19 protein-coding genes and 1 pseudogene are annotated in these 20468 nt (G+C 42.0%); 10 read left to right on the top strand and 10 right to left on the bottom strand.

Going from position 1 to position 20468, the window contains the following annotated elements:
* Window positions 1–202 precede the first annotated feature (202 nt).
* The 6 genes from FE392_RS14375 to FE392_RS14350 all read right to left on the bottom strand — a co-directional run bounded on the left by FE392_RS14375 (window position 203) and on the right by FE392_RS14350 (window position 9641).
* Window positions 203–598, bottom strand: a complete 396-nt coding sequence (locus tag FE392_RS14375) for a DUF4150 domain-containing protein (RefSeq protein ID WP_319930908.1) — start codon at window positions 596–598, stop codon at window positions 203–205.
* Window positions 599–608: 10 nt separating this feature from the next.
* Window positions 609–1241, bottom strand: coding sequence for a DUF3540 domain-containing protein (locus tag FE392_RS14370; protein WP_319930907.1), 633 nt, complete (start codon window positions 1239–1241; stop codon window positions 609–611).
* Entirely contained in the window at window positions 1238–2323 is a 1086-nt protein-coding gene (locus tag FE392_RS14365; RefSeq protein WP_319930906.1) for a pentapeptide repeat-containing protein, read from the bottom strand. The genes FE392_RS14370 and FE392_RS14365 overlap by 4 nt, the downstream gene beginning before the upstream one ends.
* Complete coding sequence (locus FE392_RS14360; RefSeq protein ID WP_319930905.1) at window positions 2320–4917, bottom strand: DUF2169 domain-containing protein; 2598 nt, start codon at window positions 4915–4917, stop codon at window positions 2320–2322. The genes FE392_RS14365 and FE392_RS14360 overlap by 4 nt, the downstream gene beginning before the upstream one ends.
* 23 nt (window positions 4918–4940) lie before the next feature.
* On the bottom strand, window positions 4941–7142 hold the full coding sequence (locus FE392_RS14355; protein WP_319930904.1) for a type VI secretion system Vgr family protein: 2202 nt from the start codon (window positions 7140–7142) through the stop codon (window positions 4941–4943).
* Between the two features lie 387 nt (window positions 7143–7529).
* Window positions 7530–9641, bottom strand: a complete 2112-nt coding sequence (locus tag FE392_RS14350) for a type VI secretion system Vgr family protein (protein WP_319930903.1) — start codon at window positions 9639–9641, stop codon at window positions 7530–7532.
* Window positions 9642–10775: 1134 nt separating this feature from the next.
* Here FE392_RS14350 and FE392_RS14345 point away from each other — a divergent pair.
* Entirely contained in the window at window positions 10776–12077 is a 1302-nt protein-coding gene (locus FE392_RS14345; protein ID WP_319930902.1) for a D-amino acid dehydrogenase, read from the top strand.
* 20 nt (window positions 12078–12097) lie between these two features.
* On the top strand, window positions 12098–13165 hold the full coding sequence (gene dadX / locus FE392_RS14340; RefSeq protein WP_319930901.1) for a catabolic alanine racemase DadX: 1068 nt from the start codon (window positions 12098–12100) through the stop codon (window positions 13163–13165).
* A gap of 102 nt (window positions 13166–13267) precedes the next feature.
* Here dadX and FE392_RS14335 read toward each other — a convergent pair whose 3' ends face one another.
* Together FE392_RS14335 and gapA are read right to left on the bottom strand one after the other, a co-directional pair.
* Window positions 13268–14179: a D-hexose-6-phosphate mutarotase gene (locus FE392_RS14335; RefSeq protein WP_319930900.1), complete on the bottom strand. Its 912-nt coding sequence runs from the start codon at window positions 14177–14179 to the stop codon at window positions 13268–13270.
* A 267-nt stretch (window positions 14180–14446) separates the two neighbouring features.
* Complete coding sequence (gene gapA, locus FE392_RS14330; RefSeq protein ID WP_092508984.1) at window positions 14447–15442, bottom strand: glyceraldehyde-3-phosphate dehydrogenase; 996 nt, start codon at window positions 15440–15442, stop codon at window positions 14447–14449.
* A gap of 342 nt (window positions 15443–15784) precedes the next feature.
* On the opposite strand from gapA, the gene msrB reads away from it, so the two are divergent.
* The 4 genes from msrB (at window position 15785) to FE392_RS14310 (ending at window position 18092) form a co-directional block, all read left to right on the top strand.
* Window positions 15785–16198, top strand: a complete 414-nt coding sequence (gene msrB, locus FE392_RS14325; RefSeq protein ID WP_319930899.1) for a peptide-methionine (R)-S-oxide reductase MsrB — start codon at window positions 15785–15787, stop codon at window positions 16196–16198.
* Window positions 16199–16434: 236 nt separating this feature from the next.
* Window positions 16435–16704 carry a YeaC family protein gene (locus FE392_RS14320; RefSeq protein WP_319930898.1) on the top strand — a complete coding sequence of 90 codons (270 nt, stop codon included), beginning with the start codon at window positions 16435–16437 and terminating at the stop codon, window positions 16702–16704.
* A 215-nt stretch (window positions 16705–16919) separates the two neighbouring features.
* Window positions 16920–17132: an Arm DNA-binding domain-containing protein gene (locus FE392_RS14315; RefSeq protein WP_319930897.1), complete on the top strand. Its 213-nt coding sequence runs from the start codon at window positions 16920–16922 to the stop codon at window positions 17130–17132.
* 255 nt (window positions 17133–17387) lie between these two features.
* The gene (locus FE392_RS14310; protein ID WP_319930896.1) at window positions 17388–18092 is read left to right on the top strand and encodes a Thoeris anti-defense Tad2 family protein; all 705 of its coding nucleotides are present in this window, start codon (window positions 17388–17390) and stop codon (window positions 18090–18092) included.
* Window positions 18093–18395: 303 nt separating this feature from the next.
* Here FE392_RS14310 and FE392_RS14305 read toward each other — a convergent pair whose 3' ends face one another.
* Together FE392_RS14305 and FE392_RS14300 are read right to left on the bottom strand one after the other, a co-directional pair.
* On the bottom strand, window positions 18396–18593 hold the full coding sequence (locus FE392_RS14305) for a hypothetical protein (protein ID WP_319930895.1): 198 nt from the start codon (window positions 18591–18593) through the stop codon (window positions 18396–18398).
* A gap of 374 nt (window positions 18594–18967) precedes the next feature.
* The gene (locus tag FE392_RS14300) at window positions 18968–19204 is read right to left on the bottom strand and encodes a hypothetical protein (RefSeq protein WP_319930894.1); all 237 of its coding nucleotides are present in this window, start codon (window positions 19202–19204) and stop codon (window positions 18968–18970) included.
* Between the two features lie 158 nt (window positions 19205–19362).
* On the opposite strand from FE392_RS14300, the gene FE392_RS14295 reads away from it, so the two are divergent.
* From FE392_RS14295 to rz1, 4 genes and pseudogenes are all read left to right on the top strand, one after another.
* Window positions 19363–19698 carry a phage holin, lambda family gene (locus FE392_RS14295; protein WP_319930893.1) on the top strand — a complete coding sequence of 112 codons (336 nt, stop codon included), beginning with the start codon at window positions 19363–19365 and terminating at the stop codon, window positions 19696–19698.
* Complete coding sequence (locus FE392_RS14290) at window positions 19698–20132, top strand: lysozyme (protein ID WP_319930929.1); 435 nt, start codon at window positions 19698–19700, stop codon at window positions 20130–20132. Before FE392_RS14295 ends, FE392_RS14290 begins: the two co-directional genes overlap by 1 nt.
* Window positions 20129–20392, top strand: a pseudogene (locus tag FE392_RS14285) (lysis system i-spanin subunit Rz); the annotation flags it as partial. The gene FE392_RS14290 and the pseudogene FE392_RS14285, both read left to right, overlap by 4 nt.
* Window positions 20340–20468 (top strand): lysis system o-spanin lipoprotein Rz1 (gene rz1 / locus FE392_RS21315; RefSeq protein ID WP_369292874.1); only part of this gene is annotated, 129 nt, incomplete at its 3' end. The pseudogene FE392_RS14285 and the gene rz1, both read left to right, overlap by 53 nt.

The raw sequence follows: 20468 nt of genomic DNA, 5'->3' as shown, positions 1-20468 counted from the left end.
CTCTTGCTCGACCATGTGATCGTTTTTAACCTGTTTGTTGTAATGTTATTTCTCCGGAGAAAATGAAATGTCATCATGCCCGCCAGATTAGTTAAGGTCTGACTTATTGTTTATGTAACAAATGGTTTATGTAGAAGGCTTTCTATGTAGCAAAGATGGCAAAGCGAGTGCGGCAAAATTGTTATCTGTCAGATATCCAATATCAGGAGGCTTGGATCATGACTTTGGTTTGACTGGGTGCAATGCGTGAACCCGGCACGTTAGTTGAATTTTGCATGGTTGGGCTCGACAGGCGCGTAACGGGGGAGCCTTTGACTAAAACGGTATTTGCCCCCGCGGTATGGCGCGATGGCCCCATTACTGTGCCGGAAGCCACGCCAAAATTAACGCCTGCATTATCTCCCATTGTTAAGGTAATGTTGGTGGTTATATTATGTACCGGACAACCCGCAAACAGGATATTTGATGCTCCGGGAGCTCCCATTGGGCCTTCTGCTGTATTGGGATAAGTCATGGGTACTGGTGAGAGCCCGGAGGGGGTCAGGCAAACATCGGGAGTTGCAAAATCTTTTCCACCACCTTGCGTATTGGCATACATGATTTTCTCCTTAGCCGATATGAATCTGTTCAGCGTCTATTTTGGTCATGGCTTTTGCAGTCACAATAGTTTGTTGGGCATGCAATCGGGCATAGTTTTCTGCTTGCATATCCAGTTGGCCTGCATGCACCTTTTCTGTTTGTGTTGTATGGCGAAATAACCGGTTACTCAGTTGGGTTACGGTTTGCCAGAGGGATTCAAATTGATTGCCAACCAGACGTGCAACAGATACCCAGGCAGACAGAGATTCTCCGCTGTATTGCATTTCATTGATATGGCAGTTGCCGTTGTCTGCCGTAATATTCAGCCCGTTGCTGTTCATGCTCAGATTTCCGGGGGATGTAATGGTTAAATCGCCGGGAACGCTGATTTCGGCCACACCTTGTTGGGTGGTTCGCTCTAATATGGCTAAAATCCAAAGATTGCCTTCAATTTTTGTAATCAGCACAGTATCTCCCATCTCTGGCGTCAAGAGGCAGCTTGCGGCCCGGCGACAATGCCAGCCACGATTGTTTTTGCTCTTCGCCATGAAACTGCCATCCGGATGAGTGCTGATGATTTGTCCGGTCATCTGCTGTAACGGTTCGGTAGTCAGGGAGGTTGTAAAGGGATATTGAGAAAGCGCAAAAGAAGGTTTCGTCATTTTGATTCTCCCGAGTAAATCTTATTATGTTGCATGCTCCACTCTTCAGCCGCGAATAATTCAGGATCATTTTCCAGAATGCCTTCTCGGTCAGTGAACAGGGTGCCAACTTGTTGAGCCCGATGAAACTGTGTTCTCATGAAACGGGCTGCCCGGAAATCACAATTGTTGAGATTTGCATAAGAAAAGTCTGTATAAGGCATATCACAGCCCGTGAATTGCGCGTTCTCGGCACTGACGTTATGCATTATTGCCATTGGCAGTTTGCTGTAACGAAAATCAGCGGCTCCAAGGCATGCGTCAATAAAAATCGCCTGTTCAAATATGCTGTTTTTACAACAAGCCCGGGTTAAATCAGCGTCGGTAAATAACGCTTGGGTGGCATTGACATTTGATAATATGGCGTCTTGCAAAACCGCGCCCTTGAAATTGCAATTCGTCAACATTGCGTGACTGAAATTGACTTTATCAAGTTTACTGCCCGTAAATTGGCACATTTTAAATTGCTGTTTGTTGTAATCCTGACCGCGCAAATCGCACTCAAAAAAAACTGTTTTATTGAATTCACTGGTATAAAAACTGGTTTTGCGCAGGTCTTGGCGAAAAAAAGTCACCAGAGAGAAATAACTGTTATTCATTGTCATCTGATCCAAGCCTGAATCAGAAAATAAAACTCGGTCAAGTTGGCTGTGGTTGAAAACAGCATATTGCAGCGGGCAGGACACATACTGAGTATTATTTTGTTTGGTCTCGGTAAATTGTGTTTTTTTTAAAACGGATTGATTAAAGACGCTGTCTGCCAATGTACTTTCATTGAAAGTCGAACGGATTAAGTTACATTTTTCAAAAATATTTTGTTCAAATGTGGCGGAATGGAAAATGCCTTCTTCTATTTGGCACTCGGTAAAAACGGACTCTTTAAATTGAGCATAAGAAAAATCAGTACCCGAAAAATCGACATCTCTAAAAACCCCTCCAGATAGGTCACATCCGGTTAGTGATAGATTCTGCAAATTCATTTTTTCAATAATCTCACCTTGTTTGATTTTATCCACTAACTCATCTGCTGTGAGTGAACTCATATCACTTCCTTATCTCGTTTTGGTAAGGTTTTGGTTCGATTGACGTAAGCTTGGGTAATTAAAGTTGTTTTATCGATAGCGGATTGAGCCAGATCGGTTCGAAATAAATTGGTTTCACATAAATCAGTGCCGATGAAGTTGCATTTTTGCATAATGGCTCCCATCAAATTGGCATTACTGAGCAAGGCGTTACGGAAATCAGCCCTGATAAACATGCTCTTTGGTGCATTCAGATAGCGCATATCGGCTGATTGGCAGTCAGCCTCACTGAGATCGCTGTTGTTCAACGTGGCGGCATAGAATTTAGCCTTAACCAGCGGCATTTGGCGCAAATTGCATTCCGTCAAGGTAGCATGGCTGAAATCCGCCTGATTAAGTTCACTGTTCATGGCGAATGCACAGGTCAATAGCTTGGTTGAATGAAACCGGCTGCCGTTTACCTGTGTTTCTACCCAAGAGCAGCTTTCCAACTCTGCATTATCAAAAACCGCTTGTTTCAGTTTGCATTTGATGAATGAGACTTTATTTAAATTCGCATAGTGAAATTTGAGCGCAGGGAGTTCAAGTTCCATAAAGTTGGAATCTTTCCATTGGGAATGGGCGAAATCGCACTGCGTAATAAAAATTTTTTGCAGGAGCAGGCCTGAGAAAATGGCGTGCTCAAAGCGGCAATGAGCCAATCGCGTTTCTTGTAGTTGGGTTTGCTCGAAACTTGCGGCAGAGAAATCGCTCTGCTCACATTTAGCCAGTGTCAGACTGGCGTTATCCAATTTGGCGCCACGTAATGATGAGTGACAGATTTCTGTTCTGGCTAGCATGGCTTCGGTGAAGTTGGCACCATCCAATTGACAGTTATTCAAACAGGCACTTTCCAGCAGGGTTCGGGTGAAATTGGCTCCCCGCAGATCCATGCCAGACAAATCAACACCGGTAAAATCCATTTCGCTGAAATCTCCTCCTTGCAGCATGATTGCTTCGGCCCGTTTCCGAATGATCTGTGATACATTGCTGGCCAGACGCGGGGCAGGAGGTTGTGACTGCACTGAAGAGAGGTACATTGAATGTATTGATTGTTCAGTTTGAGCAAGCGTTTTATCGTCTATCTCTTCTTTCTGGCGTTGCTGGTGCAATATATCCCGCATTTTTTGCAGGCTTTCCGGCCCCCGGGTTTGAGGCTTGGCAGCTGATTTTTCAACATTAATGCCTTGTCCTTTGGCTTTGGCAATTATCTCTGCCCGTTTCAACTCAGCTTCTGCCCGCTTTTGGTTGAGATCTTGTTCTACTTTTGCCACAAATTCCGGCAATTCATCCAATTTGGGTGGTTTGGAATTGGTAATTTGTTCATTCTCAGGTTGGATAAATGCATTGTCATCCTGCCCATATTCTGCCAACCGTTCTTTCTGCTGTTCACGCATGCGTTTTTCACGAACCTGCAAGTTTTTTTGCAATGGTGAATCATCCTCTGTGAGTTCCGTATCCAGCCATGCGCCAATAATTTCTTCGGGGATAAGGTCTTTTTCCCGAAAAGTGTATAAAGCACCTGTCTCTTTATCCATGCGCTGTTTAAGAACCTGTAGATAATGGCTTTGTGGGCGGGGGCTGTCATGCAATTCCAGCGCGGATACCATTTGCAGGACATCCTTGGCGTCATCTTCATTAATTTGTGCGCTGCCTTGCCAAATCAGGATCATTTGTTCTAAATGGGGAAAGAACCATACCGTTGTGTTGCGCATGACGACTTCTTCAAAAATCTCTTCATCAAGACGCAGCCTTTTAATAAAACAACGGGCATTCCATGAGGGCAAAACGCCTTCTTGCATGGGTTTCTCCGGGTGCATATTCCAAATGCGCCATTTGGCTTGTTCTGGCAGGGCGGTGCTTTCTTCCCACCATTGATCTTTGGGAGCCGCATTGAACAAGTGCCAATCGATATCATGGGAAAACCCCGGAAATTCATTTTCCAGCCACTCTTTACTGTATTTTTTTCCGATCAGGCTAAAACGACTCGGCCACGCAATATCCAGAGGGCAAAAGCTCGCCGGTGCGGGGATTTCTTGCGGTGATGCCAATTGACGTTGAGATATTAAGCGATTGTGCAGCATTTCAATATTGGGCAAGCGATGTGCTTTTATCCCTTCCGCCAGCTCTTCTGGACTGAAACCGATACCGTGCGGATTGTTTTCATAGCCTTCACCACCGAATGCCTGACTCCAGTCCAACCGCATTTGTTCAAAAGGCTGGGGTTTAGACGGTTTACCATCTATCCAATAGCGATTGCCGAAAATGGCCAATGATTTATCCAATCGCTCGATCTGAATACGTGCTGTACACGCGCTCTTATTATCTTGATGATGATTGTAAGCGTATCCCGTCGCTAAAAATTCAGCGCAAGGTTTAGGTATGGCTAAATCGATAATGCCGTTACAGGTTTTCAACTCACTTTCTGCCAATTGCCAAAGTTCTGCTTCCGGGCGCAGGCGTGGAGATGACCCCATATCGACCAGTGCCATGGCAGAGATCCCAAGATGATTTTTTTGCAACCAGCGATAAGGCCGGTAAAGTATGCTTAGACGCAGTGGCTTAATGATTTTCATTAGGATCCTGCCAAAGAAGTTGATTAGCTAATGATGTGTAAGCTGCTGTTTGATATGTTGGTTTTCGATTTTCCTATTGCAACATCTGATTCATCCAACGCCATTGTTGCTTTATCGATTTTCGTGCCTACCTGACTCTTCGACAGCCCTGAGTCGCTGATATCAAATGTAGTCGAGGAGATACTTGTTCCCGTCACACTGGTACTCATTGTTGTGGTTGAAGTCGATTTTCCGGTTACGTTGACACTGGATGCGACAAATGAGATAGACATAATTTTGGCTGAAAATATATGTTGCGGGCAATCTATGACAACATTGTTATCGCTATGTATTGTAATGATATTGGGGCTGGTGATGGTTGTTGTTCCTGTAATGGATTGCACCCAGTTCCCGTTGATTGTGGCATTTAAATTGCCTTTGAGGGTGTAAGTGTCTCCACCATCGATAGTCGTCTTTCTTCCGCCTTTGATATCTGTTTTTAATCCATCACTGATGGTTTCTTGTTGACCTTTTTTGACTGTTAATGTGTTCTTGCCATCGATGGTTTTTTCATGGTCGGCTTTGTAGGCAAAGGTGGCTTTGCCTGTTACCGTATCTTTTTGCTCTTTTTTAATCTCTGTGGTGCGGTCACCGTCGATCGTCACTTTTTTATTTTCTTCCACCGAGATGTTCATATCGCGTTCTGCATGCAAATCAAATGATTCTTTATCAGGCTCATCATCTAGAAAGAGATAGTTCGCCTGCTCGTGTTTACCGCCTTTTGTGTTCGACATAATGCCGATACGTGTTTCATGTTTAGGCAGTTCCCACGGTGGCATATTTTCATCGTTGTAAGTGCTGCCGATAACCAAAGGCTTGTCAGGATCACCATTGACGAAACTGACAATGACTTCTTCACCCACACGGGGGATGCATACACTGCCGTAACGCCATCCAGCCCAGCGTGTGGCAACACGTATCCAGCAAGAGCGGGTATCATCCTGTTTGTCGTCTCTGTCCCAACGGAATTTCACCTTTATCCGGCCGTATTTGTCAGTCCATATTTTTTTATCTTTGGGACCGGTCACTATCGCGGTTTCCAGACCCATAACTTTGGGCCAGGGAGTGACTGCCACAGGTTTCCAAGGGGTATTGGCCGGAATGACGTCAAACTGAACGACATTTTTGTTTTGTTTTTCATCCAACACTTCATCAATCAGCTCGCCTATTTCTTCTATCAAGTTAGCCGGGCGAATTGTGTCATAGAAATAATAATGTGCCCCGGTGATTAAATAATCGTTATGCTCATCACCTTTAATGCCGTTGGGTAACACTAGGGTGAAAGTATGCCCCGGTGCCATGCCCAAGACATTGCCTTTTCCATCAATTAATTCACTTTGTGCTTCGGACGCCTGCTGGCGTACTCGAGAATAAAACTGCCCTTGTTCGCTTTTTGTATAGTGTCCGGGCCAAATGAAAATATTTGCATTATCAATGGCGCTGTTGGGTGTTTGGGTTGTTGTAAATAATTTAGCGCGTGGTTTGCGGAAATCGTAATCATCAAGGCTATATTTGTGCGGGATGGTAACGCTGGAAATATTCCAGTTATAAATATATTCCGTCGGCCGTTTTCTCGCTGAGCTATTGGTACTGAAATATTTAATGTTTTCATAGTCGGGCATGGGGCCAAGTGATTGGGGAGAATCAACCAAAATCATGGTATGGCTGCCCATATCGTGCTTGAAGTAATAATAAATGCCTTCATGTTCCATTAAACGATGGATGAAATCGAAGTCAGATTCATTATGTTTAACGCAATATTCCCATGTGCGGTATTTTTCTATCAATTGTTTTTTAAAATCAATACCGGCTTTATTCAATATTTCAGTAATAATATCCGGAGCAGTTTTATCTTGCCAAATGCCATAACCCAAGGTTTGTTTTAATTTCCATAAGTTAGGTCTGACTATAGCGGTATATAAATAAAGCCTGTCATCATATTTATAGAATGGAGAATAGGATATCTTGTCTATATAACCACTTAGAAATCTTGCTGCTTTGGCGCCGTCTCTTATTTCAATGGTAAGTGTCGTTTTATGCAGGGCTATCGGGTCGGACAATCTTTTTTCACTTAATAATTGAACCTCAAATTCGTAGGCTTCTGATAATCTTTCTATCCCATTAAGGGATTTGAAAAATAAAGATTTTCCTGACAGGGAGGTGTGTGCAATAAATCTCTTCTCCATAATATTTCCTTGCTCTTATTTAAAGCTACCGCATACCCCTTGGAAACCAAGGAATATATGGAAACTGGAGTAATGGGAGTAATAAATTTTGTAGTATGAGTTTTAAGCATAAAGTTCATTTTTTGCAATAAATGGATGAGATTTGTTGATGTAAAATATAAGTTAATTTTTATCGCCAGCTTTAACTGCTTATTTAACAATATGTTTGGTTGGTTATTTTATGTGCTGGCATGGTTTGATTTGCTTAATCTCTATTAACGCTTAATTTATTAGTATCATTTTTTCATTAAAGCATGATGTTATATTTATTATTGGGCGTTGCGTCTTTATTGCATGTGTATTGAGTAAATTTATCCATTTTTTATTATCTTTTGATAGATATGCACATTAATCAATTTTGTATAATGCAGCGCTTACAGAGAAAATTCCCGAGCTTTTAAGTGTTACCATTCCGGTAGCCTCTTGAGTCCAGTTTCCAGTCACTTTGGTATCCGAGTTACCCTTCACATTGCAGGTATCCCCACCGTCGATTTCAGTTTTTCTTCCGCCTTTGATATCGGTTTTTAAACCTCCATCGCTGATAGTTTCTTTACGGCCATTCTTGAGCGTTAATGAATCTTCACCTTCAATCTCTGTTTTTCTTCCGCCTTTGATTTTTGTTTCTAACCCTCCATCGCTGATGGTTTCTTTGCGGCCATTCTTGAGCGTTAATGAGTCCTTACCTTTAATCTCCGTTTTTCTTCCGCCCTTAATTTTTGTTTTCAATCCTCCATCAATGGTCTCTTGCCGACTGGATTTAGCGGTGAGTGTGTCTTTACCATTAATGGTGACAGAGTGATCTTTTTGGTAAGTAAATTCAGCGTTACCGCCTACGGTGTTTTTTTGGTTTTCGTTAACTTGAGTGTGGCTTTCCCCATGAATAATGACATCTTTGTTTTTCTCCACCGAGATGCTCATGTCACGCTCTGCATGCATTGTGAATGATTCTTTATCGGGTTTGTCATCCAAAAAGAGATAGCTTGCCTGATCATGCTTACCACCTTCCGTGTTTGACATAATGCCAATACGGGCTTCATATTGGGGCAATTCCCACGGAGGCATATTTTCGTCGTTGTAAGTACTGCCGATAACCAAGGGCTTGTCAGGGTCGCCATTGACGAAACTGATAATGACTTCTTCACCTACGCGGGGAATACATACGCTGCCATAACGCCAGCCTGCCCATTGTGTGGCAACACGTATCCAGCAAGAACGGCTATCGTCTTGTTTGTCATCTCTGTCCCAGCGGAATTTCACCTTTATCCGGCCATATTTGTCAGTCCATATTTTCTTGTCTTTAGGGCCTGCGACCGTTGCCGTTTCAAGGCCCATGACTTTTGGCCACGGGGTTATGGCTGAAGGCTTCCATGGGGTACTGGCCGGAATGGCATCAAATCGAATAATGTTTTTATTCTGATCACTGGCAGATGAGTCATCGGTCAATGTGTCCACGGAGTCAGACGGGTAAATATCGTCGTAGAGGGCATAATGCGTTCCTATGACTAGATAATTGCTATGCTCATCGCCTTTAATGTCATGGGGTAATTCCAGGGTGAAAATATGTCCCGGTGCCATGCCCAAAACATTTCCTTTTCCATCAACTAATTCGCTTTTCGCTTCGGATGCTTGCTGGCGTACACGAGAATAAAATTGCCCTTGTTCGCTTTTTGTATAGTGCCCGGGCCAAATGAAAACATTTGAGTCGTCAATGGAGCTATTTTGGGTTTGGGTCGCGGTATATAATTTAGCGCGCGGCTTGCGGAAATCGTAATCATCAAGGCTGTAGGTGTGTGGTATGGTGATGCTGGAAACATTCCAATCATAAATATATTCTGTCGGACGTTTTTTTACTGTATCCATTGTGTTGATGTATTTTATCTTGTCATAACTAGGTACAGACTCATGTGATTGGGGGGCATCCACCAAAATCATGGTATGGCTGCCCATATCATGTTTGAAATAATAATAAATGCCTTCATGCTCCATTAAACGATGGATGAAATCAAAATCAGTTTCATTATGCTTAACGCAATATTCCCATGTGCGATATTTTTCTATTAATTGATTTTTAAAGGAAATGCCCGCGTTATTCAATATTTCAGTAATAATATCCGGAACAGTTTTATCCTGCCAAATGCCATAGCCCAATAATTTTTTTAAATTCCATAAGTTAGGCCTGACTATGGCGGTATATAAATAGAGCCTGTCATCATATTTATGAAATGGTGAGTAGGATATTTCCTCTATATAACCACTTAAATATCTCGGGGATGTCGATTCGTTCTTTATTTCAATGGTGAGATTGGTGTTATGCAGAGAGATTGGGTTTGACAGCCTTTTTTCACTTAATAACTGTATTTCAAATTTATAAGGGGAAAATAATTTTTCTGTTCCTGTCAGCGATTTGAAATATAAGGTTTTTTCAGATGACGAGGAATGCACAATATATTTTTTATCCATGATGTTACCTTGCTCTCGTTCAAAGCTACCGCATACCCCTTGCAGCTCAAGGAATACATATAAATTAGAGTAATGCATGATGATGGATTTTCTAGTGATCAGTTAAGCATAATGTTTACTATTTGCAATCTGCTGATGGTTTCCGTTTATTAAATATATAAGTTTATTTTTATTTTTTCTTGGGTTTTATTTATATCTATATATTAAATAAGGTGTTTTTATAATCGTTATTTTTGCGTAAAAAATAACGTTCGAGGGAGGTTTTTTTTGAGGTTAGATTTGGGCATTTTAAGTATATAAGGTATTAATTATAGATTGTTTTTAAGAGAGTGCAAAATTTGTGCGAAATTGAAGATAATGCCTTGATGTTTCTCTGGCAATATTATCAGGCGGGTCGGTTTTAATTTTTTCCGAAGGTATTTTAACCTTAACTTATTAAATAAAAGCTAATATTTATGTTATTAAGGCATTGGCAGGTGTTTTTAACAAAGCATAAGGTTATTTTACAGTTTTACTAAGTTATTATCACTAATTGTTTTTAAATTGGCGACCTTTTATTAATTGATTTTTTCTTTACTGTTTTGTATGGCCTCAACGACCGTTCAACATTCATCCATTTTTTACCTTTCATGTCGTTAGTGATTTTTCATATGGCAGAAGATATCTGCTTCCTTATGTTCTGAACGCCAAGAGCTGCATTTACGTCACTGTATTTCTGCGTGTTAGTTGTTTGACGTTAAAAATGGACACAGACTGTAAAATTCAATTTTTTAAATTTAAATGCTATTTAACTCCTGTTTGATTGGAATTTAATTCTTTTTATTTTTGTTTAGGAGGATTAAATGAAAATTTCTCAATGTGAATTAAATGTTGTTTTATTGCCGTCAAAATCTCTTTTGTTTATACAAAATAAAGGGGTTTTTTAGAATTTTATTCTTTTTTATATCTTTGATTTTATGGTTTTTATGTGTAAAAAATCCTATTTTTAAAATAAGTCGAAAAATTGCAATTTGTAATGAAATTGTGAGCCAAATCCTAAAAATTGACTAATTATGTTACAGTCTATTATTCTGGATTGGATTTTTATATTCAGCATATTATGCTTGCGAATATTACTCATTAGCAGGGGGCAGGATGAAGGTCCTTATTTTAGGTAGTGGCGTTATTGGTGTAACCAGTGCTTGGTATCTTGCACAAGAAGGGCATGAAGTTACCGTTATCGATCGCCAGAATAGTGCAGCTGAAGAAACCAGTGCCAGTAATGCAGGCCAAATATCACCAGGGTATGCCACTCCTTGGGGAGCTCCGGGGATCCCGCTGAAAGCAATTAAGTGGATGTTCCAACGTCATGCTCCTTTGGCTATTCGCCCTGATGGTTCGCTGTTTCAATTACGTTGGATGTGGCAAATGTTGCTCAACTGTGATGCAAGCCACTACGCAATGAATAAAAGCAGAATGGTGCGTTTGGCTGAATATAGCCGGGATTGCATCAAGCAATTGAGGCTAGATACCGGCATCCAATATGAAGGGCGTCAGGGAGGAACCCTGCAACTGTTCAGAACTGCCAAGCAATTTGATAATGCGGCTAATGACATTAAAGTATTGGAACAAGAAGGTGTTCCTTATCAATTACTGACGGCCGATCAACTGGCAACTGTGGAACCTGCACTTGCCCATAGCTCCCATAAATTGACGGGTGGGTTGCAGCTCCCGAATGATGAAACCGGGGATTGCCAGATTTTTACCAAGGCATTGGCAAAAATGGCAGAAGAGATCGGTGTGAAGTTTATTTATAACAAACAGGTTAAACAGATTCTGGTTGATGGGGATAAAATCACAGGTATCCAATGTGATGATGGCATCATGACTGCGGATAATTATGTGGTGGCAATGGGAGCTTATTCTACCGGCATTTTGAAAGACCTCGTTAAGATCCCGGTTTATCCAATGAAAGGTTACTCATTGACCATGCCAGTCATCGATGAAGCCAAAGCGCCAGTTTCGACGGTTTTGGATGAAACTTATAAAATCGCCATTACTCGTTTTGATAATCGCATTCGTGTCGGTGGCATGGCCGAAGTTGTGGGCTTTAATCTGGATATTCCCCAGAATCGCTGTGAAACATTGACAATGGTGGTGGAAGATCTTTACCGCAATGGCGGCAATGTAGCGGAAGCTGAGTTCTGGACGGGGCTGCGTCCTATGACTCCGGATGGCACACCGATTGTCGGCCCGACAAAATATTCGAATCTTTATCTGAATACCGGGCATGGCACGCTGGGTTGGACAATGGCTTGTGGTTCAGGAAAGTTATTGGCTGATTTAATTTCCGGCAAAAAACCAGATATTGCCGCGGATGATCTCTCTGTATTCAGATACATCAACGGATTCAATATAAAAGTGCTTCCGATGAAGCCACATTTTCATACGGCATAAATTAATAAGAAGGGGTCGTTATGCCACGTCCTATCTTGGCGACAATCAGCCTTGATGCATTTCGCCATAATTTGGCTGTTATTCGTCAAAAAGCTTGTGGCAGTAAAATCTGGTCAGTAGTGAAAGCAAATGCGTATGGGCATGGGTTGGACAGAATATGGCAATCACTCACACAGACGGATGGTTTTGCACTGCTTGACTTGGATGAAGCTATTTATCTGCGGGAAAACGGCTGGCAAGGGCCAATCCTGCTTCTGGAAGGTTTTTTCAAGCTGTCGGATTTGCAGATTATCAATGAGTATTCCCTGACAACCGCAGTACACAGCCTTTGGCAGCTTGAAGCGATAGAAAAATCCCGTTTGGATAAGCCCATCGATATTTATCTGAAACTCAATAGTGGAATGAATCGATTGGGCTTTGAGCCAGAAGAGTATCCAATGCTCGTATCAAGGGCAAACGGGATTAAAAATATCAATTCAGTGACGCTGATGAGCCATTTCGCCAATTCGGATAATGAAGTGGGCATTGATGAGCAGATGGCGATTATCGAGCATCTGAAAATGGAATCACTTCCTCATTGTCTGGCGAATTCGGGGGCTGTTTTGTGGCATCCGAGAACGCACAGGGATTGGGTTAGGCCGGGGATTGTTCTTTATGGGGCATCCCCCAGCGGAAAATGGCGGGATATTGCGGATGTTGGGCTGAAAGCAGCAATGACGCTACAGAGTGAAATCATTGCAGTTCACGAACTTCCGGCAGGGAGGAAGATTGGTTATGGCAGCCGTTATACAACTAAACGAGCTATGCGTGTCGGTACAGTAGCCTGTGGTTATGCGGATGGATATCCACGACACGCACCAACCGGGACTCCTGTCATGGTTAATGGGGTTCGTACCCAATTATTGGGTGCGATCTCTATGGATATGTTAACCGTTGATTTAACACCATGCCCGCAAGCAGATATCGGCAGTGTTGTTGAGTTATGGGGGGAAAATTTACCTGTTGACGAAGTTGCTGAATCAGCAGGAACTATTGGTTATGAGCTATTGTGCGCTCTGGCAAAACGAGTGCCTGTAACGGTGATTTAACCGCCGCAGTTATTCTCTCAATTACCATTTTCCAATAAAACGAAAAGCTGAGCGGGCAAAATTATCATGGCAGAGTTCAGCTTTTCGTTATTTTAGTTCTCATCAATCCGTATTCAACGAAGCGCTATCCAACGAAGAGTTATCAGATATTTTGCGGCATCGGATAATAACAGAAAGCCTGTCAGGGTTATTATTCTTAGGCTGCATTGGGTTATTAATACGTGCGGTTTCGATACACGCCATATTTTTATATCCGGCTTTCCCCATGTCTTCCATGCTGCTGGAAAGGGTTGCGCCTGGGTTCCAGCACACGACATCGCTATGATGATAGTGGTGCATTTCAATGGTACGTTTCCACAGAGGATCTCTGAGCAGACTAAAATCGTCCGGTTGGGTATAGATGCGATCGGTACGTTCTTTAAAAACTAAGTCTTCATGGAGGCACTGTTCTTTGCCTGAAACAGTATCAAGGAAATGGTCACCCAGCCCACTGACCCGAATTTGATCGATATCGCTGACATTCAGGTAAGAGTGAAGGGCAGCGGTAGCCTCATATTCCCCATGAGATTCCAATTCAATTTCGCAGGTTTCCCCTAATTTAAAACGCGCAATCAGCGTAAATTCATGCGGCCATAATTTATGGGTATAGGCATTATCCTGTAGGGTGAATGTCAAAATAACACCATTTTGGTTTTCATGATGTGCTTTGAATTCCCACGGTATTATTCGTGCAAATCCGTGGCTGGGGGAAGCAGATGAACCAAACCAGGGCCAACAAATGGGAATGCCGCCACGAATGGGCGTACCCGAATGGAATGCTGTGTTATCGCTTAGCCACAAGACGGGTTTTTCACCGCTGGGCTGCCACGCAATGAGGTGCGCCCCCTGAATGCTGATTGCACCACGAGCCTTGGGATGTGAAACCACAATCAATGGGAAATCACCGATATTCCGTTGACTGATGTAAGGGGATATCTGTTCTGTAACCGGTAATGAGAAAATTTTATCAAGCATCTGTCATAACCTTATGTATGCTCTTCGTCTTTTAAATTGCAGCTCTGTTGGCTGCGTTCTCTGAATTGACAGTTAAAGCAAGGTTCAAGAATAGCTTAATCTTTTGAAAAGATACATTTGAGAAATATATACCCAATGGATTTCAAGTTGCATCGCGGCGGCAAGAGAGTGAATCCCTGGGAGCATAGATAACTATGTGAAAAAGCCATCTTATGCAGATGGCTTTTGAATGTCGATCATAACCCCTATTTGGGGGATTAAACTCAATTATTTAGAGATATGAGCAATCAGATCCAGAACTTTGTTGGAGTAACCAGTTTCGTTGTCATACCAAGAAACCAATTTAACAAAGTTGTCGTTCAGCGCGATACCTGCTTTAGCATCGAATACAGAAGTCAGTTTTTCACCGTTGAAATCGGTAGAAACAACGTCATCTTCAGTGTAGCCCAGAATGCCTTTCAGTTCGCCTTCAGCTGCTTCTTTGATTGCGTTGCAGATTTCTGCGTAAGTTGCTGGTTTTTCCAGACGTGCAGTCAGGTCAACAACAGAAACGTTAGGAGTAGGAACACGGAAAGACATACCAGTCAGTTTGCCGTTCAGTTCAGGAATAACTTTACCTACTGCTTTTGCTGCGCCGGTAGAAGATGGGATGATGTTCTGTGCTGCACCGCGGCCGCCGCGCCAGTCTTTTGCTGAAGGGCCATCAACAGTTTTCTGGGTAGCAGTTGTTGCGTGAACAGTTGTCATCAGACCTTCAACGATGCCGAATTTGTCATTGATAACTTTAGCCAGTGGAGCCAGGCAGTTAGTTGTGCAAGATGCGTTGGAAACGATTTCCTGACCTGCATAGGCCTTGTGGTTAACACCCATAACGAACATTGGAGTGTCGTCTTTGGATGGGCCAGTCAGAACAACTTTTTTCGCGCCAGCGGCGATATGCTTACGTGCAGTTTCGTCAGTCAGGAAGATACCTGTTGCTTCTGCAACAACATCAACACCAACTTCGTTCCATTTCAGGTTAGCTGGATCTCTTTCAGATGTAACGCGGATGGTTTTGCCGTTAACAATCAACTGACCGTCTTTTGCTTCAACAGTGCCATTGAAGCGGCCGTGGGTTGAATCGTATTTCAGCATGTAAGCCATGTACTCTGCATCCAACAGATCATTGATAGCAACGATTTCAATGTCTGAACGTTCTTGGGCAGCACGGAAAACAATACGGCCGATACGACCAAAACCGTTAATACCTACTTTGATAGTCATAGTATTCCACCAGCTATTTTTTAGTGAATTAAAAGTTGTGTCTAAAGTTACCAAAATCTTGCCAGCCGTCAAGCGGAATCGTGTCAACAATTGAAAAAGATCAATTTAATAATCACCATATGAACGCTTGTTGTACAGCTGGTACAAGCTCTACGCACATCATTATCGGGGTATCAGGAGATATTTAAAGTTACCATCGATTAGATATGTGAGACTTATCACAATTAGTAAGGTAAATTGCTGTGTTGAATGAGTTAGAATGGATTTCATTGTTTAGATGTTAATTTTTTGTTGTTTTCGGTGATTTTTTATTGAAAATACCGGCCTTAAAAGGTGGTTATTATGAGTAAGAGTCAAAATATTTCCCTTTCTATAGAAAAACTTAATTCAACGCAGCGCTATGTTACGCAAGAAGCGGGCACTGAACCTCCATTTTCAGGGAAATTATTGCACAACAAAAAAAGTGGCATTTACCATTGCCTGTGTTGCCATCAGCCGTTATTCGTTTCTGAAACCAAGTTTGATTCTGGGTGTGGATGGCCGAGTTTTTATCAGCCTGTGAGTAATGAATCCATTACTTATCTTGATGATTACAGCCATAATATGCACCGTATAGAAGTGCGTTGCAGCCATTGTCAGGCTCATTTAGGCCATGTTTTTCCCGATGGCCCGAAACCGACAGGGGAGCGTTTTTGCATTAATTCAGCTTCGCTGAGTTTTGTTGATGACGAAACGGGTGAAAAAACAGAAGGCTAATTTTAGATTGATGCGTGTTGAATTTCTCTGAATCAGTGAATTTACCCATGAAATGGAAATATTTTAAGAAAAATATATAAAATAGAAACGATTCAGCTAACTGTAATTCGCCAATATGCCTATTTGTGGCAATGCCGGGCACACGAATGTAATGCAGTATCAACGCGCAAATTTATCAGGTAAATTTGTAACGCACGAAACGCAGAAAATAGCATATAGCCGCTAAGGAACTATCTATGAAGTTGGATGATTTACTCTCCGCGATGACGCCAGAAATTTATCAACGCTTGGCTCAGGCCGTTGAATTGGGGAAATGGCAAGATGGTGTACCGCTTACACCAGAACAGAAAGAATACAGTTTACAGGCAGTGATGCTTTGGCAGGCCAAGCATAATCAAGATCCTGAACATATGACGATTGGTATGGATGGCCAAATTAAGGTAAAAAGTAAACAAGAGCTGAAAGCTACATTCCAATCCGAAATAGTTGTCATTAATCATCTCTAGATGCTAATGGCCAGATGCAGGCATGTCTTTATTGGTAATATATTGATTTTTAAATTTATTTTATTTTTTGTCTAGATGGTCAGTGATAGTCACAAATATGCACCTTGTATCACGATAAATATGTACATATCTGTGTACATAAACTGCATTAAAAGCTGTATTGTTTTTTAAGGAAAGCGATATGGCTATTACTGATTCATGGCTTCGTATCACCAATGGCAAACCTCAAGAAAAAAATGGTTACCAAATCGGGCAGTGATGGGTTGTCTGTTCGTGTGACTCCTAAAGGAAAAATCATATTTCAACTTAGATATCGTTGGAATGGGAAAGGAGATCGAATTGACATCGGAAGCTACTCATCAACCAGCTTAAAAGATGCGCGGGACGCTGTAACTTTTTACCAGTGGAGAACTGGAACAACATCGTAACCCAAAAATGGTCAAGCGTGTTCGTAAGGAATCTGAGAATTTTTTATTTTCATCAGTAGCAAACTTCAAATTTACACCTCATTGAATTGCGCGCGCGATTAACAATCATATTTTATAGTGCGTCGCCATATATTAAGGCGTATTAATATCTACAGCACGTTCTGTATTAAAATAATAATCTGACTTAAGCAATATTAACTAGCTAATTAGCAATAGGATGAAATGACCTTTAACGAATAATAAAACGAGGTGTTTATGTCTGAAGTTAATAAGCTTGATCAAAATTGTTCACTTACTACACCCGACCAATACCATGTTAAGGTGACGATTGCAAATGATACAGTTGCACCAGTTGGCTCATTTCCTTGGGCGATGATTCAGGTGTATTTGAGGAAGAATATACGACGTAATATTTGGGATGCTGGTACCTACATTTACGGTAATAATATTGGAATGGATAACCAGTCTGTTAATCAAGTTAATAAAGAGGGAGTTTTCGCTTGGAATCCCCAACAACCAGACATGCTAGCTTGTGATTGGGAACTAAATTGCATGCTGTCTTTCGATCTTGAGATAGGGACTAGCCAATATAATAATGGTGGATCTCAAGATTGGGGATATTTGACCAAAGAGGGGAATATAAGCTCAGGTGAATCTACTTTTGGCACCCTGTCTAATCTTCAAAGCACACTGGGTATTGGAAACATCTTAACGTTCATTTTAATTGAAAGTCCCATCGGTACCTCTGGAACAATACAATTGCAAGTTGACACCCAAAACCAACCAGACTTATCGAGTAAGAACCTTGAGGTAACAGTTGATGGTTCAACTTTTAAGCTTGGCTCTAGCTCAAATGCTACAACTGATTTCACTTTTAACTCTAACGGTGCAAAAAAACTAGGTGAACTACTGAAACAAAACGTAGGTAACACACTGCATTTCTGCTTCAACTGGAAATAACCAAACCTACACCTTGAATTCAAGGCCTCGCACTCTGATCTGACCCCATAAAGTTGGACGATTAATTAAGCGGCGGTTTCTAAAAACTGACTCCTGTATTGAACAGGAGTCAGACCATGTAGCTATAGCTACAGCCACGAGTTAGGTAAAACTGAACAACTTCAAACTTAAATTCTTGAGTATATTTTGCCATAAAAAAAGCACCTCGGCAGTTAGAGCTAAAAAGTCTAACTTTTGGGGATGCAGTTCATCGGGGGGCGGGGCTTTTTGCTTTCTGAGACCCTCGAATCAGAGGGAATAACATTATTTTTTCTTTTCGTCTTTGCTTAACTTTGCGCCAAAAGCGATTAAGCCAACGGCCAGCAAGGTTTCGACCATGTTATAGATGACTGCATGAGGTTGATCAATCCATCGCATGCCCGCGATAACCAGTAATATTCCTCCGGTAAAGATAAATCTAAACGATTTTTTCTTAAATGGGTTTTGAGCGTCCTGAGACATAAATATCCTTATTCAACAAATGTGGTATTTGGCTTAAGTGTCACACATTTGGTTATTGTGAACAACTGAATCCTGTAGCTATAAGAGTTTCGGTAGCGCGAAACAGTCCGGCTGAACTAAATCAGCCAACTATTACAAAGGCCGCCATGTGCGGCCTTTTCTGTATTTGCCACCGCAATCACTCTCATTACATCCGTATACATGCATTGCGGCTGGCAACCTATTAACTCACGTGAGGTGAATGATGGAAAAGCGTATTGAAGAACTGGAAAGAAAAGTCGTTGAGTTGGAAAAACAGCTCACAGAAAAAAGTGAATCTGTGAACTGTATAATTGAAAATAACGAGATTACTTTGCGTAAGTGCGATGGAAAAATTATTCTCCGCTTAGGGAGTATTTAGTTATCTGTCCAACGGCGGCGATTGCATTTCGACTTTTGCCATCCCCGTTGTTCTCTAAAATTTTATCAAACAGTTTGTAGAGTTGATCCAATTTTTCAGAATCGTTATTTGTAACCATTTTGGCAAGGATCGTAAATAATGCCAGAACCGCGTAAGACATATCTTCTTTATTAAGTTCATTAATTTTGATTTTTTCAAATTCGTGGCTCATTTCTTATCCTTTTCAGAGGTAATCAGCCATCCTTCATTGGTTGGTTAATATTTGATCGATCTAACAACATACCTTAAGTATCAACTCATTACTTTTAACCTACTCACAGGGGCGACTCTCTCACCCCACGGACGCCCATTGTTCTGATGGGGTGGAATATGCGCATGATTGAAAAAGACACGGAATTCTGGTCTCACGTCTGGGACTGGTTAATCATCAATGCCCCTCTCATTGCAGGCATGTTGCTAGCTACATCAATAGCTCTTGCCCGTGAGAAAAGGGATGGTTCAAGCTGGAAGGCCTCACTGGTTGAAGCCTTTATTTTTGCGGCAATCAGTGTCGGGATTATTAACGCGCTGGAATATGCACAACTGCCGTTGAGCCTTGCTCAGTTCTTCGGGGTACTCATTGGCTTTTTGGGCACCAAGAAGATTGGGTCAATTGTTGATGCTGTCTTTACGTTCTTCAGAAACAAGTTTGGGGTGAACAGATGATGAAAATCAGCCATAAAGGTCTTGAGTGCATCAAGCAATACGAAGGACTAAAATTAAAAACCTACCCAGACCCAGCAACGGGCGGTCTTCCATGGACAATTGGTTACGGTCACACTCGAAACGTAAAGCCGGGACAGGTCATTACAGAGCAGCAAGCCGAAGCATTCCTGCATGATGACCTTGAGCCTATTTACATCACGATTGAATCAGCCGTTAAGGTGTCACTGACTCAAGGCCAATTTGATGCATTGTGCTCATTCACTTTCAATTGTGGCGTTGGAAATCTTGTTCGCTCTACGTTACTTAAGAAACTCAATGCCGGTGACTATAAAGGCGCAGCAGATGAATTTCTGAGATGGAACAAAGCCGCCGGCAAGGTTATGCATGGATTAGATAGACGTCGGGCACCTGAACGCCAGATGTTTTTATCATGAAATTCAATCTCACCTATGGCCTTGTTATTGCCTTGATTGCTGCGTCAGCTACAGCTTTCTTATATCGCTCAGGATACAAGGTGCAGCTTGGTATTAATAGCGACCAGAAAACCGAAATCCAGCAACTGACCGACACTATCAATTACCAGAACACGCACATTGAAATGCTGCACGAACTGGACATCAAGCACATACAGGAACTCACGAATGCCAAATCTAAAATCACTCAGCTTAGCGATGATTTGCGCACTCACGTTAAGCGCGTGTATGTCAGGGCCGAGTGCCCAGTGTCTGAAACCGCTTCCCCCTCCGGCTTGGATGGTTCAAGACCCGCCC

It is taken from the genome of Xenorhabdus santafensis, assembly GCF_033949405.1.
Classification (GTDB): Bacteria; Pseudomonadota; Gammaproteobacteria; order Enterobacterales; family Enterobacteriaceae; genus Xenorhabdus; species Xenorhabdus santafensis.
This window is presented reverse-complemented; position numbering and strand designations above follow the sequence as displayed.

Bases quoted from the DNA above. Each gene is read 5' to 3' on its own strand.
- FE392_RS14375 (WP_319930908.1), bottom strand. From the start codon at position 598: ATGTATGCCAATACGCAAGGTGGTGGAAAAGATTTTGCAACTCCCGAT.
- FE392_RS14370 (WP_319930907.1), bottom strand. From the start codon at position 1,241: ATGACGAAACCTTCTTTTGCGCTTTCTCAATATCCCTTTACAACCTCC.
- FE392_RS14365 (WP_319930906.1), bottom strand. From the start codon at position 2,323: ATGAGTTCACTCACAGCAGATGAGTTAGTGGATAAAATCAAACAAGGT.
- FE392_RS14360 (WP_319930905.1), bottom strand. From the start codon at position 4,917: ATGAAAATCATTAAGCCACTGCGTCTAAGCATACTTTACCGGCCTTAT.
- FE392_RS14355 (WP_319930904.1), bottom strand. From the start codon at position 7,142: ATGGAGAAGAGATTTATTGCACACACCTCCCTGTCAGGAAAATCTTTA.
- FE392_RS14350 (WP_319930903.1), bottom strand. From the start codon at position 9,641: ATGGATAAAAAATATATTGTGCATTCCTCGTCATCTGAAAAAACCTTA.
- FE392_RS14345 (WP_319930902.1), top strand. From the start codon at position 10,776: ATGAAGGTCCTTATTTTAGGTAGTGGCGTTATTGGTGTAACCAGTGCT.
- dadX (WP_319930901.1), top strand. From the start codon at position 12,098: ATGCCACGTCCTATCTTGGCGACAATCAGCCTTGATGCATTTCGCCAT.
- FE392_RS14335 (WP_319930900.1), bottom strand. From the start codon at position 14,179: ATGCTTGATAAAATTTTCTCATTACCGGTTACAGAACAGATATCCCCT.
- gapA (WP_092508984.1), bottom strand. From the start codon at position 15,442: ATGACTATCAAAGTAGGTATTAACGGTTTTGGTCGTATCGGCCGTATT.
- msrB (WP_319930899.1), top strand. From the start codon at position 15,785: ATGAGTAAGAGTCAAAATATTTCCCTTTCTATAGAAAAACTTAATTCA.
- FE392_RS14320 (WP_319930898.1), top strand. From the start codon at position 16,435: ATGAAGTTGGATGATTTACTCTCCGCGATGACGCCAGAAATTTATCAA.
- FE392_RS14315 (WP_319930897.1), top strand. From the start codon at position 16,920: ATGGCAAACCTCAAGAAAAAAATGGTTACCAAATCGGGCAGTGATGGG.
- FE392_RS14310 (WP_319930896.1), top strand. From the start codon at position 17,388: ATGTCTGAAGTTAATAAGCTTGATCAAAATTGTTCACTTACTACACCC.
- FE392_RS14305 (WP_319930895.1), bottom strand. From the start codon at position 18,593: ATGTCTCAGGACGCTCAAAACCCATTTAAGAAAAAATCGTTTAGATTT.
- FE392_RS14300 (WP_319930894.1), bottom strand. From the start codon at position 19,204: ATGAGCCACGAATTTGAAAAAATCAAAATTAATGAACTTAATAAAGAA.
- FE392_RS14295 (WP_319930893.1), top strand. From the start codon at position 19,363: ATGCGCATGATTGAAAAAGACACGGAATTCTGGTCTCACGTCTGGGAC.
- FE392_RS14290 (WP_319930929.1), top strand. From the start codon at position 19,698: ATGAAAATCAGCCATAAAGGTCTTGAGTGCATCAAGCAATACGAAGGA.